The 14,591-nt window shown below is 71.3% G+C and carries 12 protein-coding genes; 5 read left to right on the top strand and 7 right to left on the bottom strand.

Annotated elements, in window-relative coordinates; translation table 11 throughout:
- Positions 1-34 precede the first annotated feature (34 nt).
- On the top strand, positions 35-766 hold the full coding sequence (locus Ahu01nite_RS08900; RefSeq protein ID WP_203835958.1) for a DUF899 domain-containing protein: 732 nt from the start codon (positions 35-37) through the stop codon (positions 764-766).
- On the opposite strand, the gene Ahu01nite_RS08895 is transcribed toward Ahu01nite_RS08900, so the two are convergent.
- From Ahu01nite_RS08895 to Ahu01nite_RS08885, 3 genes are all read right to left on the bottom strand, one after another.
- Positions 753-1,535, bottom strand: coding sequence for a peptidase (locus tag Ahu01nite_RS08895; RefSeq protein WP_203835957.1), 783 nt, complete (start codon positions 1,533-1,535; stop codon positions 753-755). The two genes, Ahu01nite_RS08900 and Ahu01nite_RS08895, sit on opposite strands and share 14 nt — an antisense overlap.
- A gap of 1 nt (position 1,536) precedes the next feature.
- Positions 1,537-2,823, bottom strand: a complete 1,287-nt coding sequence (locus tag Ahu01nite_RS08890) for a VWA domain-containing protein (RefSeq protein ID WP_203835956.1) — start codon at positions 2,821-2,823, stop codon at positions 1,537-1,539.
- A gap of 399 nt (positions 2,824-3,222) precedes the next feature.
- Positions 3,223-3,819 (bottom strand): hypothetical protein, encoded by a 597-nt coding sequence (locus Ahu01nite_RS08885; protein ID WP_203835955.1) that lies wholly within the window; start codon positions 3,817-3,819, stop codon positions 3,223-3,225.
- A 153-nt stretch (positions 3,820-3,972) separates the two neighbouring features.
- Here Ahu01nite_RS08885 and Ahu01nite_RS08880 point away from each other — a divergent pair, with 153 nt between their 5' ends.
- Entirely contained in the window at positions 3,973-5,529 is a 1,557-nt protein-coding gene (locus Ahu01nite_RS08880; protein ID WP_203835954.1) for a methyl-accepting chemotaxis protein, read from the top strand.
- Between the two features lie 46 nt (positions 5,530-5,575).
- On the opposite strand, the gene Ahu01nite_RS08875 is transcribed toward Ahu01nite_RS08880, so the two are convergent.
- Positions 5,576-6,184 carry a TetR/AcrR family transcriptional regulator gene (locus tag Ahu01nite_RS08875; protein WP_203835953.1) on the bottom strand — a complete coding sequence of 203 codons (609 nt, stop codon included), beginning with the start codon at positions 6,182-6,184 and terminating at the stop codon, positions 5,576-5,578.
- 147 nt (positions 6,185-6,331) lie between these two features.
- Between Ahu01nite_RS08875 and Ahu01nite_RS08870 the strand changes: the two genes are divergently transcribed.
- Together Ahu01nite_RS08870 and Ahu01nite_RS08865 are read left to right on the top strand one after the other, a co-directional pair.
- The gene (locus Ahu01nite_RS08870; protein WP_203835952.1) at positions 6,332-8,002 is read left to right on the top strand and encodes a flippase-like domain-containing protein; all 1,671 of its coding nucleotides are present in this window, start codon (positions 6,332-6,334) and stop codon (positions 8,000-8,002) included.
- A gap of 77 nt (positions 8,003-8,079) precedes the next feature.
- Entirely contained in the window at positions 8,080-9,597 is a 1,518-nt protein-coding gene (locus Ahu01nite_RS08865; protein WP_203835951.1) for an MFS transporter, read from the top strand.
- A gap of 405 nt (positions 9,598-10,002) precedes the next feature.
- Here the strand turns inward: Ahu01nite_RS08865 and Ahu01nite_RS08860 are convergent, their stop codons facing one another.
- The 3 genes from Ahu01nite_RS08860 to Ahu01nite_RS08850 all read right to left on the bottom strand — a co-directional run bounded on the left by Ahu01nite_RS08860 (position 10,003) and on the right by Ahu01nite_RS08850 (position 13,936).
- Positions 10,003-10,497 carry a hypothetical protein gene (locus Ahu01nite_RS08860; protein ID WP_203835950.1) on the bottom strand — a complete coding sequence of 165 codons (495 nt, stop codon included), beginning with the start codon at positions 10,495-10,497 and terminating at the stop codon, positions 10,003-10,005.
- Positions 10,498-10,663: 166 nt separating this feature from the next.
- Positions 10,664-11,239, bottom strand: coding sequence for a hypothetical protein (locus Ahu01nite_RS08855; RefSeq protein ID WP_203835949.1), 576 nt, complete (start codon positions 11,237-11,239; stop codon positions 10,664-10,666).
- Positions 11,240-11,272: 33 nt separating this feature from the next.
- Positions 11,273-13,936, bottom strand: a complete 2,664-nt coding sequence (locus Ahu01nite_RS08850) for an AfsR/SARP family transcriptional regulator (protein WP_203835948.1) — start codon at positions 13,934-13,936, stop codon at positions 11,273-11,275.
- A 199-nt stretch (positions 13,937-14,135) separates the two neighbouring features.
- Between Ahu01nite_RS08850 and Ahu01nite_RS08845 the strand changes: the two genes are divergently transcribed.
- On the top strand, positions 14,136-14,591 hold the full coding sequence (locus Ahu01nite_RS08845; protein ID WP_203835947.1) for a hypothetical protein: 456 nt from the start codon (positions 14,136-14,138) through the stop codon (positions 14,589-14,591).

The following is a 14,591-nucleotide window of genomic DNA, read 5'->3' as shown; positions in this document are numbered from 1 at the left end:
CGGCGATCGTCCCTTTGCGGGGTTAAAATCCGGTATGACGCTTCCGCAGATCGTCGACCGTGAGGTATGGCTGGCCGCCCGGGTGGAGCTGCTCGTCCGGGAGAAAGAGATGACCCGGCGCATCGACGCGCTCAACGCGGACCGCAGGCGGCTCCCGATGGTACGCGTGAACGAGCCCTACGAATTCCACGGCGCGCACGGCCCGGCCCGGCTGGCGGACCTGTTCGACGGGCGCCGGCAACTCATCGTGCAGCACGTCATGTTCGACCCGTCCTGGGACGACGCGTGCCCCAGCTGCACCGCCGGCGTCGACGAGCTCTCCCCCGGCCTGATCGAGCACCTCAACGCCCGCGACACGTCGTTCGCGCTGATCTCCCGCGCGCCGCAGCCGAAGCTCGCCGATTACCAGGCGCGCAAGGGCTGGACGATCCCGTGGTACTCGTCGCACGGCACGAACTTCAACCTCGACTACGGCGTGACCATGGACCCGTCCGACGAGGACCCGCCGATCTACAACTACAAGCCGCTGCCATGGGCCGTCGAGCCCGGCACCACCCAGGAACAGCCGGGCATGAGCTGCTTCCTGAAGGTGGACGACGCGGTGTTCCACACGTATTCGACGTTTGGGCGCGGGGTGGATCACCTCGGCGGGGCGTACGGTTTCCTGGATCTGACCGCTCTCGGCCGCCAGGAGGAGTGGGAGGAACCGAAAGGCCGCGCGTCCTCCGCACGGCCCTCCGTCCCCAACTTCCTTACGCCGTCCTGACCTTCCGGCGGCGCGTCCACGAAAAGCCGATCAGGCCGGTGACCGCGGCCAGGACGCCGCCGCCCACGGTCCAGACCCAGCGGGACGAGAAGTCCGGCACCCAGTCGAAGGTGCCGCCGTCCTCGTCGTCCACCGGGGCCGCCGACGGAGCCGCGCCCCCGGTCAGCACGCTGCCCGGGCGGTTGTTCGGCACCAGCGGCGCGGCGAGCACACCCTGGTCGGCGCCGGTGTCACCCTTCGGCGCGGCGAGCAGCAGGTCCACCTTCAGCGGCAGGCCCAGATCCTTCTCCGGCAGCTCGGTGCTCGACAACCGCACGTAGTACGTGCCCGGCAGCGGGTCACCGTCCCACGGCTCCGCCCACGACCGGACCTGCCGCAACTGACAGCGCAGGGCGATCTGCGTCGCGCTCGCGTCGGCCAGGGGGCTCTGCTCCCCGGCCACGCAGGCCTGCCGGCGGCGCAGCCCGTCGAAGACCTCGATGGTCCAGGCCTGTCCGCCGGTGCGGTCCCCGGCCGGGGGCAGGGCGACGGTCGCGGTCAGGTCGGGCCGCTGTCCCGCCTCCGCGCCGAATGACCAGTACAGATAGTCACCGGTGACCGCGTCGACGTGCACCTGCTGACCCGGCGTCACCGCGACGGCGGTCAGGAACGAGGTCCCGGCGCTGCTGACTCCCGGAGCGGGCGACGGCACGGCGGCCGCGCTCTGCCCGGTCGCACCGAGAAAGACGGCACCGAGCGCCGCCGCGATCAGAACATGTCGGGTACGCATCTCAGTTCTCCCTCCATGTAGCAACCCACCAGCGGGTCAGCCAACCGGCCAGCACCCCGGCCACGAGCCCCGCCAGCCCGAGCACGAGCAGCAACAACCAGCCCCGCCCGAGCCCCGGAGCGTCCGGCGCGTGCGAGGCGTCCACGACGTCGATGCTCAGCTCGAGGGGCATACCGGGCGCACTCGCGGCGGTGTTCGACGCGAACGAGTTGCTGACAATGAGACACACATCGGTGGTCACGGCCGGCTGATCGTCGTCGTCCGCACCGTCGCTCGCCTGTGGCGAGGGCTCCTCGTCCCCGGACCAGCGCAGCCCCGCGGAGAGAACATCAGCCCGCCCGCTGCCCGCGTCGGACCCCCGGACCAGCTCCCGGCCGTCCGCCGTCGCCGCTTTCATCAGTACGCCGTAATCACGCGAAACCTGCCGGTCCAGCGCGACACTCACCGAGGCCCGCAATTCCTGACCCGACTGCACGGGTACGCGGTAATACCGGTGCTCCCCGATCTTCTCCCGATCGGTGTAGACCCCCGGCGCGAGCAACGGCGCACTCTGGCAATCCTCAGCCCCGGTCACCGCAGCCGGAGCCACGGGCGGCGGCACAGCGGCCCGGTCCACGAGCTGCTTGACCCGGTCGGTCAGCTCCTCCTGACTCTGCGCCGCGGTGAACGTCCCCCCGGTCGCGGTGGAGATACAGACCAGCTGCTTGCGCGTCTTCTCGTCGGGCGCCAGCCCCAGCGTGTCAACAACCAGCTTCGTCCCCTGCGCGGCGAGCTCCCTGGCCACGGCGCAAGGATCTGGCGGCGTACACGTATCCTCGCCGTCCGTGATCAGAACGATCCGCCGCACGGACCCGGAGTCCCCCAGATCCTTGGCGGCCTCCCGCAACGCCAGCCCGACCGGAGTGAAACCGGTCGGCTTCAGCCCCGCGATCGCATCCTTGGCAGCGTTCCGATCCACCGGCCCGACCTCGACGATCTGCTGCGTGTCCTTGCAACCCGTCTTCTTGTTGTCCCCGGGATAGGTCGCCCCCAGCACCCGGATCCCGAGATACGTGGTCTCCGGCAACGCGTCGACCACCTCGTTGAAGGCCCGCTTCGCCACGGCGATCCGGGTCTCCCCATCGATGTCAGCCGCCCGCATCGACCCGCTGACATCGAGCACCAGCTCTACCCGGGGTGGTTCGGCCTGCTCACCGGGCTCCCGCGCCTGCGCCGGCCCGGCACCGAGAAGACTGGATATCGCGATCAATCCGGCGATACCCACTATGGACAGTCTTTTGTGGATCACGCGGCAAGATCATAAGGGTACCGAACCCCACCCCACCGACCCGGCCCGGGGTCCGGTCATCCGACGGTCACAACCGCCCGATTCCCCCTCAGAAGCTCCGCCCCGGCGGCATGATCAGAGCGTGAATGACACCGTGGCCGCTCTCCGGCACGAGACCGTCGACTGGTTACGCCGGAACGCCCCCGCGGACGCGGCCCTGATCCACCCGCCCGCCGCGGGCTCCCTGATCGCGCAGGTGGAGACCGATACCCGCAACGCCCTGGTCGACGGGCGTACCGGCTCTCAGTGGCTTCGCCCAGCGCAACGTCATCACCCAGAGCGGCTTCCGTGTTTACCGGGCCGAGGTGACGCCGGAGCGGGCACTGAGATGGATGGAGGAAGGCTGAGGTCACGGCCCGCTCAGGCGGAGACCCCCGCCAGGCTGGCGGTGACCTCGCTCTTCACGCCGCATTCGGGGCAGGTGAAGCGGCCGAAGAGGCGGGTGAAGGTGGCGGCCACCTCGTGCCGGCCCGCCTGGACGGCCTCGGTGTGCAGGCGAACCGCGAGGTCAGACGTGAGGCCGGGCTCGATGTCCGAGTGGTCGGAGGTCAGGTCGAGGAGGTGTCCCTCGTCGCAGGCGGGGCATTCCACGTCGACTTCGCCGTCGTTGACGTGGTCGGGTTCGTGGCCCCAGAGGTCGTCGCCGTCGAAGCCGAGGATGGCCTGCTGGAGGTAGACGAAAATGGCGTCGGTGGACGCTACGGGCAGGCCCTGCACCGCCAGCTCGCGCAGGGCCGCGATCGCCCCGGCGTACGTGGCGCGGTCCTCGTCGCTTGCATCCACGGCGGTGAAACCGGCCAGGGCCAGGGCGGTCTCCCGGTCGTGGATGGCGAAGGAGGCGCAGGTCCGGGCCAGCCAGGGCAGCAGGTCCGCACCCGCTTCGTGGCCGATCCGGGTCCAGGCCGCGGCGGCGGGGTCGGTTGCGGCGGCGGCAAGAGTCTGCGCGGGGATTGTCACGTCGCACATGATGGCGCGGCGGGTGTGACCTGCGCCATCCGAGGGTGAACAGAAGGTGAACTGCGTACGTTCGGGTGCCGATGCGCCGATCCGGACCTTGACGGGGGAAACATCGGACCGGGGTGGGGACACGACGTGGGTGCAGGGCGCTGGATGCGGGACCGTGGGATCGCGACGAAGATCCTGACGGTGGCCGGGGTGGCTGTTGCCGGGACGGTTGCCACCGGGGTCATCAGCCTGATCGGGATCGGCGATCTGCAGACCACCCGCGCGGCCGAGCTGCAGCGCGCGGTCCCGTACATCACCAAGCTCAATGATGCCGCGCTGGCTGCCAAGGCCGCCGCGAACGACGAGCGGGGTTATCTGATCGCCGGGGACACGTCGTTCCGGGACGAGTCGCTGGGGCGGCAGGCGAAGGTCAACGAGAGCCTGGCCGGGGCGCGTGCCCTGGGCGGGACCGCCGAGCAATCCTCGATCGACACGATCAAGTCAGCCACGGATGCCTGGTTCAGCGCGCTGGGCGCGGAGTTCACAACGTATCCCACGGACCGGCAGGCTGCCGTCACCGCCGCCATGGGCGCCAACCGTGACCTGCGCAAAACTTACGAGACGCTGCTGTCGGCGGAGATCGGCCGGGCGGACGACGCGCTGGTCGCGGGTCAGGGTTTCGATGCCACCGTACGCTCCACGCGTACCGTGGTGAACTCGGTCCTGGTCCTTTCCGTGGTGATCGCGGTGCTGCTGGCGCTCTGGGTCGCCCGGATGATCCTCCGGCCGTTGCGGGAGGTGTCCGGTGTGCTCGAGGCCGTGGCCGGCGGTGACCTGTCCCGCGACGTGACCGTCGACCAGCGGGACGAGCTGGGCCGGATGGCCGGCAGTCTGCGCAAGGCCACGACGTCGTTGCGTCAGACGGTGACGGACCTGTCGAACCACTCCGACGCGCTGGGTGACGCCGCGGGCTCGCTCGCCGGCACCAGCAAGGAGAGCACGGCCAGCTCGAGCGCGGGTGCCCGCCAGGCCGCCTCGGTGGCCGACTCGGCCGCGACCATGTCCGCGACGATCCAGACGGTCGCGGCGGGCGCCGAGGAGATGGGCGCGTCGATCCGCGAGATCAGCGAGAGCGCCACCAAGGCCGCGGGCGTCGCCGCCCGGGCGGTCGAGGTCACCGCCACGACCAGCGGCGTCATGGCCAAGCTCGGGGAGTCGTCGGCGGAGATCGGCAATGTGATCAAGGTGATCACCGCGATCGCCGAACAGACCAACCTGCTCGCCCTGAACGCCACGATCGAGGCGGCCCGCGCCGGGGAGATGGGCAAGGGCTTCGCCGTGGTCGCCTCCGAGGTCAAGGATCTCGCGCAGGAAACCGCCAAGGCCACCGAGGACATCGGACACCGGGTCGCGGCCATCCAGGCCGACACCGCCGGGGCGGTCACCGCGATCGAGGAGATCACCGAGATCATCGGCCGGATCAGCGACTTCCAGACCACGATCGCCTCGGCGGTCGAGGAGCAGACGGTCACCACCAACGAGATGAGCCGCAACGTGGCCGAGGCCGCGACGGCCGGCGGTCAGGTCGCCGGGACCATCACGGAGGTCGCCGAGTCGGTCCAGCTCACCACGGTCGGCGTCGGCGAGGCGGACCGCGCGGCGGGCCGGCTCGCCGAGATGTCGGGCGACCTGCGCCGCATCGTGGACCGCTTCCAGCTCTGACGGCTCCTTCTCGAGGGTGGCGAGGACCAGGTCGGCGGGCGGAACTCTACGAGGTGCGACCCTTGGCGCACAGGGCGTTCACCAGGTCGGAGACCGGGGCGGCGAGGTCCTGCTCGGTGGCGCCGGCGAGGGGCTGCAGGCCCAGGGAGCCGCGCATCAGGATGATGCCCAGGGCCGCTGACAGTACGATCTGGGCGCGCAACAGTGCGGAGTTGTCGCCGGGGCCGGCGGCGGCCATGCGTTCGCTGATCGAGCGGAGTACTCCGAGGCGCATGTCCTCGGTGTGCTGGTCACCCGAGGTGCGCAGGAGCAGCAGGAAGCGTTCGGGGAGGCGTCCGTCGCGGTCCGGGCAGGCGATCCGGCGGGTCAGGGCGGCGGCGAGCCGGTCGAGCGGGGTGTCGTCGGAGTCGCGGCGGATCTCGGTGACCGCGGCGGCCAGGCAGGCCTCGAACAGGCCTTCCTTGGACGTGAAGTAGCGGCTGATCAGGGCTACGTTGACACCTGCCTCGTCGGCGATGTCGCGGACCGTGGTGGTCGCGTACCCGTTGCGGGCGAAACGGGCCGTCGCCACCGCGAGCAGCTGGGCTCGGGTGCGTTCCGCGTCGCGGGGGCGGCGGGCCGCGGGGAGCGGGGCACGACCTGGGGTGATGGGCATGACCGGTCCTGGGGTTGTGCCCATGTGGCTGCCCTCCCGTCATGGCGATGTGATCGTCCGCTCACCTGCTGGTAACCGTTCGCCGGGGCGGCGCATGATGAGCGTCGCATAAGTCAGCGGGTGTTTACTAGTAGTCGGGGGCGCGGAGTGTCAGCACTCAGGGAGGTCACCGGGCGGCGGTGGCCGGCCTGGCTCGGTGAGCTCGGTCTGGTCGCGGCACTCTTCCTGGCCTACAAGGCGGGCCGCATCCTCACGGCCGGTCACGCCGACGTGGCGACGGCGAACGCGGCGAAGGTGTGGCACCTGGAGCGGCTGCTGCGGCTGCCGAACGAGCTCTCGGTGCAGAACACGCTGGTGGACTGGCACTGGTTGCTGCTCGCGGCGAACCACTACTACGCGTACGTGCACTTCCCGGCGACCGCCGTGACGCTGATCTGGTTGTACATGCGGCGGCCCGGGCTCTATCTGCGTACCCGCCGGATTCTCGCTCTTCTCACCGCGGTGGCCTTCGCCGTGCAGATGTGGTTCCCGCTCGCCCCGCCGCGGCTCACCCCGGGCACCGGCCTGCTCGACACCGGCACGCTGTACGGCCCGGCCGTCTACGGCCCGCCGGACACCGACGCGCTCAGCAACCAGTACGCCGCCATGCCCTCGCTGCACGTCGGATGGGCGGTGGTCGTCGCCGGTGCGCTGTTCGCGGCGACCCGCAACCGGTGGCGGTGGGTCTGGCTCGCGCACCCGCTGATCACGCTGCTCGTGGTGGTGGGCACGGGCAATCATTACTGGCTGGACGCGATCGTGGCGGTCACCCTGCTGGCCCTGGTCGCCGTCCCCGTCCTGGGCCTCGGCACCCTGCGGCAAGCGGTCGCTGCCACCCGACCCCAGACACGCAGGTACGCGCTGCGCGCCCTCGCCGTAGCCGTCGCCGGGGTCGCCGTGGTGGTGGCGATGCGCGGGCGCGTCCCGGATCCGGGCGACGTCATCGCCGTCCTGGCCGACGCCGATGTGCGCTGGCTGGCCGTGGCGGTGCTCGTGCAGTTCCTGTCGCAGGTGGCGTTCGCCCGGCAGCAGCGCGCCCTGCTGACGGCCCTCGACGTCGTCATCACGCGGGGCGCCGCGCTGGCCATCACCTACACCCGCTCGGCGATCAGCATGGTGCTGCCGGCCGGCGCGGCGATGTCCGCGGCGTTCGCACTGCGACAATATCGACGGCGCGGCGCGAGCGTCTCCGTGGCGGCGACCGTGATGGTGCTCTCCGGGCTCGCCTCGATCATCGGGCTGGCGGTGCTCTACGCGGGGACCGCCGGGCTGCACACCATCCTGGTGCTGGCCCTCGCGGCGGCCGCCCTGACCGGCGTGTTCGTGCTGCTGCGGGGCCGGTCCTTCGCGTGGCAGCCCACGTGGCGCTGGGCCGGCCGGGCGCTCGACCAGCTGCGCGGCATCGTCGCCGAGGCGCGGTCGGTGCGGGCCCGGCACTGGGCGGTGACGATCGCGTACGCCGTACTCAACTGGCTTGCCGATCTCTGCTGCCTGATCGCCGTCGCGCACGCCTGTGGCCTGCCGCTGAGCGCGTTCCAGCTGGCCACCGCGTACCTGGCCGTGCAGGTCGTGCGGCAGATCCCCGTGACGCCCGGCGGCATCGGGCTGATCGAGGCCAGCCTGCTCGCCGGCCTGGTCGCGGCGGGTGCGCCGTATGCGAGCGCCACCGCCGTCGTGCTCGGTTACCGCCTCATCTCGTTCTGGCTCGTGCTGCCCGCGGGGCTGCTGGCGTACCTGCGCCTGAACCGCAGGGCCGACCCGGCGGTAGTCGCGGTGTGACGTAAACGGATGTTGACTTAAGCCGCCGCGGCCCGATAATAAGTAAGCACACGTTTACTTCTATCTTCGGGGACGTCATGACCCAGACCATCGAGGAGCCCGGCGCTCCCGGCTCCACCGGCACCGGCACGGACGGGGGACGCGGCTCCGGCGGCACCATGCTGGTGCTCTACCTGTCGCTCGGTGGCCTCGCGTTCGCCGTGCTCCAGTCGCTGGTCGCCCCCGCCCTGGGCACCATCGGCCGCGACCTCGGGGCGTCGACCAGCGACGCCAGCTGGGTGATCACGGCGTACCTGCTCTCCGCCTCGGTGCTCACGCCGATCCTGGGCCGCCTCGGTGACATGGCCGGCAAGCGCAAGGTCCTCATCGGGGTCCTGATCGCCCTCGCCGCGGGCACCCTGCTCGCCGCCCTCGCCCCCAACCTCGCGGTGCTGATCGTCGCCCGCGCGCTGCAGGGCGCCGCCGGTGCCATCCTGCCGCTGTCGATCGGCATGATCCGCGACGAGCTGCCCCGCGAGAAGGTCAGCGTCACCGTCGGCCTCATCTCCGCGATCTTCGGCATCGGCGCCGGCATCGGCATCGTCGCGGCCGGCCCGATCGTCGAGCACCTCTCCTGGCACTGGCTGTTCTGGCTGCCGCTCGTCCTGGTCGTCATCGCCCTGATCGGTGCGATCTTCGGCATGAAGGAGTCCCCGGTACGCACCCCGGGGCGCCTCGACTACCTCGGCGCGGGCATCCTGTCGGTGGCGCTCGTGACGCTGCTGCTCGCCATCAGCAAGGGCCAGTCGTGGGGCTGGGGCGACCCGAAGACCATCGGCCTGCTCGCCGTCGGCGTCGTCGCGCTGGCCGTCTTCATCCCGGTCGAGTTCAAGGTCGCCGAGCCGCTCATCGACATGCACCTGATGAAGCTGCGCGGCGTCTGGGCCACCGACCTGGTCGCCCTGATCCTGGGCTTCGCGATGTTCGGCACGTTCGTCCTGGTCCCGACGCTGCTCCAGCTGCCCGCCGCGACCGGTTACGGCTTCGGCAAGTCGGTGTCGCAGGCCGGGCTGTTCCTGCTGCCGACCGTCGTCATGATGGTCGTCTTCGGCCCGATCGCCGGCATCCTCAACCGCAAGTACGGCCCCAAGCTCCCGATGTTCCTCGGCACCGCCCTGGTCACCGCCGCGTTCATCCTGCCCGCTCTCGGCCACGGCGCGATCTGGCAGGTCCTCGCCTCGGGCGTCCTCACCGGCGCCGGCATCGGCTTCGCGTTCGCCGCCATGAGCAACGCCATCATCGAAGCGGTCCCCGCCAGCCAGACCGGCGAGGCCACCAGCGTCAACACGATCGCCCGCACCATCGGCAGCAGCATCGGCACGGCCGTCATCGCCGCGGTCATCACCTCCCACGCCGACGCCCGCGGCCTGCCCAGCGACGACGCGTTCACCATCGGCTTCTGGGTCTGCGCCGCCGTCGCGGTCCTGGGCATCGGCGCCGCCCTCGCCCTGCCCTCCGCCCACCGCCGCCACGAACAGGCCGTCGCCACCGGCGTCTCGGACGTCCCGCCGGAGCCGGAGGAGCTGCACCTCCCGCACGCCTCCCACAAGGCCTGACTGTCGCAAGGCCTGGCCGGTCGCAAGGCCTGACCGGTCGCAAGGCCTGACCGGTCGCAAGGCCTGACCGCCACAAGACCTGACCGCCACAAGACCTGGCTGTCGCACCGGCTGACCGCCGCACGGCACGGCTTTGCACGGCGAATTAGGTTGTGCACAATTTAATTGTGCACAACCTAATGCACGAACGGGAAAGGCCCCGCCACATCGAAGAGATGTGGCGGGGCCGTTTTTATGCTTGCCTACCTGCGCTTTCAGGCGCAGCGCTCGCGGGTCAGACCCTGCGCCCACGCGCGAGACCTTGCGCCAGCGGGTCAGACAGGCCTTGCGCCCGGGTCAGGACTTGCGCGCGGGTCAGGCCTCGCGCGAGCGGGTGGGTCCGATGAAAGGCCGTTCGCCCGCGGATCAGGCCTTGCGCCAACGGGCGCGCTCCTCGCCGGGCTTGCGGGTGCAGATCATCGGGGTGCCTTTCCTCGTGATGCCGGTGGCGCCCTCGGGTGAGCAGAACGCGCCCGGCCTGACCACGGCCGGGGCGGGCGGGGGCGCAGTGGTGGTGGGCTTCGGGCTCGGCTTCTTCGTGGTCTTCGAGGGGGACGGCGCGGGGGCGGTCCGGGCGGGGACCGGCTTCTTGATCGGTGGGATCTTGGTGCGGGAGGACGAGGACGAGGGGGACGGTGAGGACGGCCGGGAGCGTGACGGCGACGGGGACGACGTGGACTCCATCGGGGGCGGGGACGCGAGCGACGGCGCGATGAACTGCGGGGTGGAGGATGGGTTGCCGCCGCCGGTGAAGGCCTTGATCGCGGTGATGCCGCCGCAGCAGAGCAGCAGGAACGCCACCCCGGTGGCGAGGGCGACCTTCAGAGAGGTGGAGCGGGCGGGCTGGTTTGGCGCGGTCACGCGGGACAGCGTGCCGCCTCCATTGACAATGGACGATCGGCTTTTCCGGCAGAGACCGGAAACGATCAGGTTAGCCCTGTCGGGTCAGCCCTGCCGGGTCAGCCCTGCCGGGTCAGCCCTGTCGGGTCAGCCCTGTCGGGTCAGCCCTGCCGGGTGAGGGCGCCGGTCACTTCGGGGCGACGGTCTCGCGGCCGTCGTCGAGGACCTTGGCGGAGACGGTGAGGGACTTGGATTTCTGGGTGCCGCCGCCGACCGAGTAGATGTCGTACTTGTGGGTCTCGACCGAGCCCACGCCGCCGGCGCAGGAGAAGCCGAACGACTCCGTGCCCTCGGTGCCGACCATGCTGTAGGTGCCCGGGGTGTGGGTGGGGTCGTCGACCGAGAGGGCGCCGCTGTCCGCGCCGGTGATCTTCCAGGCGATGATCAGGTCGACGGCGGGGGCGCGGAAGACGGCGGTTCCCTCGGCACACTTCGGCTTCTGGATCACCTTGAAGGACACGATCCGGGGCCCGGAGACCGTGGAGTGCGACGGCGACGGCGAGTGCGACGGCTTGTGGGACGCCTTCTTCGAATGGGTGCGCGACGGCGACGGGGACGGGGACGGGGACGGGGACGGGGAAGAAGCATGAGCGCGCGGAGACGAGGAGGGGGAGGTCGAGCTACCGGGGGCGGCCTGCACTATGGGCGTACATGCGGAAAGGGTGAGGGTTCCCAGCAGCAGCAGCGGAATGCGTGAGGTCATGACGGCAGAGTGAGCGGCCGGAATTAAGAAACGCTAAAGAAGCGACGCGACGGCCGCGTCGAGGGTCGTCTCGGAGGCCGTGCGGTACGCCTTGCCCACCTCATCAGCCGCGAGCGACGAACGGGCGAGGGCCTCAGCGGTGTCGCGGTCGGCCACCTCGTCGGGGGTGAACAGCGGCGCGCCGATGGCGGTGCGTTCCCGTTCGGCGATCACCAGCAGCGTGAGGCCGCGGGCCGGGTCGTCGCCGAGGATCGCCACCTGGGCCAGGCCCTCGATCGTGTCGAGCTGCCCCTCGGGGATCGCCAGGTCGGTGTAGATGCGCAGCGAGCGGCGCATGTGCTCGCCGGACTCCGCGAGCCGGCCCCGGCGGCGGGTCACGATGCCGAGGTTGGTCAGGGCGGCCGCCTCGCCGCGCTGCTCCCCCGCCTCCCGGAAACCGGTCAGCGCCTGGTCGAACAGCGGTTCGGCCTCGTCGAGGCGGTCCATGCAGCGCAACGTGCCGGCGGTGTTGTTGAGCGCCGCCGCGATAGCCCGGGCGTTGCCCTGCAACCGGGCGAGGTCGAGGCTCTCGTAGCCGTACGCCAGGGAGGCCTCGTAGTCCTGCTGGCCCTGCGCGGTGATCGACAGGTTGTTGAGCGAGGCGATCATCCCGGGCCGGTCGGCGAGGTCGCGGAACGTCGTCAGGGCCTGTTCACCGAGGTCGCGGGCGGCGCTCAGGTCGCCGGAGTTGCGGGCCAGGGCCGCGGCGGCGCGCAGGGCCCGGCCGCGCAGCGGGGTCGCGGTGGCCGGTGCCGCGTCGAGCGTGCGGCCCAGCCAGGACAGGCCCTCGGCCATCCGGCCGGTGATCCACCAGTACCACCACATCCCGGCGGCGATGTCGAGGCCGAGCCCGGGGTCGGCGGTCAGGGACCAGGTCAGCGCGGCCTGGATGTTGTCGTAGTCCTGTCCCATGGTGGCCAGCCAGCGGCTGTGCTCGGGCCCGTCGGCGGGCGGGGGTTCGGCGAGCCGCCCGGCCCACATCTGCGCGTGACGCCGGTGCGCGGGGTCGTCGGCGGGCAGACGCTCAGCGGCGTACTCGCGGATGGTCTCGATCAGCCGGTAACGGCCGTCGGCGTGTTCCACCATGGATCGGGCGGCGAGCTGGGTGAGCGGGTTCAGCGCGTCGGTGCCGGCGACCGCCGAGGCCGCGGCCAGGTCGAAGCCGGTGGCGAACACGCCGAGGCGGGGCAGCAGCTCCCGCTGGGGGACGTCGAGCAGGTCGTACCCCCAGTCGATGGCCGCGCGCATGGTCTGGTGCCGGGCGACCGGGGACGTACCGACGAGCAGGTCGAGGCGGCGGTCGAGGCGGGACATGATCTCGGTCAGGGCCAGGGCCCCGAGCCGGGCAGCGGCGAGCTCCAGGGCGAGCGGCAGGCCGTCGAGGCGGCGGCACAGTTCGGCGGCGACCGGCAGTTCGTCGGCGCGCAGGGCGGTGCCGCCCCGGGCCGCGGCGACGCGGTCGGCGAGCAGCCTGACGGCGTCCGAGCGGGCGGGGTCGCCGCCGGGTGCGGGGGTGGTCAGGCCGGTGAGGACAAAGACGACTTCTCCGGGTACGCCCAGAGCTTCGCGGCTCGTGGCGACCACCCGTACACCCGGCGCGGCACCCAGGAGCTCGTGCACCAGCTCGGCCACGTCGGCGCGGAGGTGCTCGCAGTTGTCCAGCACGAGCAGCGCCCGCCCGTCGAGGTGCTGGGCGAGCAGGTCGAGCACGGGGACGCCGGGCTCCTCGCGTACCCCGGCGGCGGCCGCGACCCGCTCGACGAGCAGCCCTGTCGTGTGCCCGGCGAGCTCGGCGACGATCACGGCGTCGTGGTCGGCGGCGACCTCGCGGGCGAGCTCCAGTGACAGCCGGGTCTTGCCGCAGCCGCCCGGCCCGGCGATGGTGAGCAGCCGGCTGCGCCCGAGCAGCCCGATCACCTTGTCGAGCTCGGCGCGCCGGCCGATGAACCGGCTGCGGCTGCCGGGCAGTCCCGCCGGCGGCCGGTCCAGGGCGGGGTCGCGGCGGCGGACGGCCTCGGCGAGCGCGGCCATCGCGGCGCGCGGCTGCGTCTCGTACTCCGCGAGCGCCATCGTCGTACGGTCGAAAAGGTCCAGGGCTTCGGCCGTGCGCCCGTCGCGGTGCAGGGCCAGCATCAGCCGCTCGACCAGGGGTTCGGTGACCGGCTCGGCGGCGACCCACGCGCTCAGCTCGGCGAGAACGGGGTGGCCGAGAGCCATCTCCCGATCCACCCAGCGCTGGCGGGCGGCGAGCAGCGACTCCTCCAGCCGGGCGGCGGCCGCGGCGACCATCGGCCCGGTGCCACCACCCTCGTACGCGGGCCCGTGCCACAACGCGAGCGCCTCGTCCCACGCCTCGGCGCCCGCGAGCTCGGTGAACTCGTCCGCGTCGGATGTGGCGGCGAGGACGTACCCGCCGGGTGTCGTGGACAGTGCGGCCCCCACGATCTTGCGCAGGCCGGAGACGTGCACCTGCAGCGCCCCCGCGGCGGTGGGCGGCACGTCGGCCGGCCACAGCTCGGCGATCAGCCGTTCCGGGGAGACGGGGCGGCCACCGGCGGCGAGCAGCGCCGCGAGCAGGGCGCGCATCCGGGGTGGCAGCGGAGTGGCGGTGCCGTCGCCGGTGACCGCCCGGACCGGGCCGAGTACCTCGTACCGCATAGATGTCTTAACCGTTTCTTCAGCGCGTCCTCCCACGCTAACGGCGCGATGCATCATTCTCTGCGGGCGAAGGGGCGGCAAAAGCATGGTCACTCGGGGGGTTGCGGCACTGCTCGCGGGCGGTTTGCTGGCATTGACGACGGGTTGCGGCGGCTCTTTTGAAGGAGGCGGCTCTTCTGAAGGAGGAACAACGGGCAGCGTGCACACCGAGGTCACCGTGGACATCACCGGGGACGTCACGGTGAAGGGCAGCAGTAACGCGCCGATGCCGACGAACAACGGCGTCGACTACAGGTCCTGTGATCAGTACGGCGGCGGTGAGCAGGACGACAAGGGCCGCAAGTGGTTCCTCGTGCCGCAGATGCCCGTCGACCCGATCGAGGGCAAAACCGTCTACATCGGCGCGATGGTCAAGGACTACCACGGAGCGGGAACGTACGAGAAGAAGACCTTGACCGACACCGGCAGCCCACCCGGGGTGAGCTTCGGCGGCGACCTCTACTACACCCAGGAGGGCTCGGCCAGCACGGTGACCACCGACGGCAAGGGTGGCGGGTCGTGGGTCTTCACCGGCCTGTCGGTCAAGAACCCCGACGGCACCGAGGGCGGCGGCCCCGAGGTCTCCGGCAGCGTCACCTGGACCTGCGCGGACTGA

Source organism: Winogradskya humida (assembly GCF_016862215.1).
GTDB classification, from domain to species: Bacteria; Actinomycetota; Actinomycetes; order Mycobacteriales; family Micromonosporaceae; genus Actinoplanes; species Actinoplanes humidus.
Note: the sequence above shows the minus strand (reverse complement) of the source record. Positions and strands in the feature narration are given on the sequence as shown.

Coding starts and splice junctions, on each gene's coding strand:
- Ahu01nite_RS08855 (WP_203835949.1), bottom strand. CDS start 11,239: ATGACCTCACGCATTCCGCTGCTGCTGCTGGGAACCCTCACCCTTTCC.
- Ahu01nite_RS08865 (WP_203835951.1), top strand. CDS start 8,080: ATGACCCAGACCATCGAGGAGCCCGGCGCTCCCGGCTCCACCGGCACC.
- Ahu01nite_RS08850 (WP_203835948.1), bottom strand. CDS start 13,936: ATGCGGTACGAGGTACTCGGCCCGGTCCGGGCGGTCACCGGCGACGGC.
- Ahu01nite_RS08875 (WP_203835953.1), bottom strand. CDS start 6,184: ATGCCCATCACCCCAGGTCGTGCCCCGCTCCCCGCGGCCCGCCGCCCC.
- Ahu01nite_RS08880 (WP_203835954.1), top strand. CDS start 3,973: ATGCGGGACCGTGGGATCGCGACGAAGATCCTGACGGTGGCCGGGGTG.
- Ahu01nite_RS08900 (WP_203835958.1), top strand. CDS start 35: ATGACGCTTCCGCAGATCGTCGACCGTGAGGTATGGCTGGCCGCCCGG.
- Ahu01nite_RS08895 (WP_203835957.1), bottom strand. CDS start 1,535: ATGCGTACCCGACATGTTCTGATCGCGGCGGCGCTCGGTGCCGTCTTT.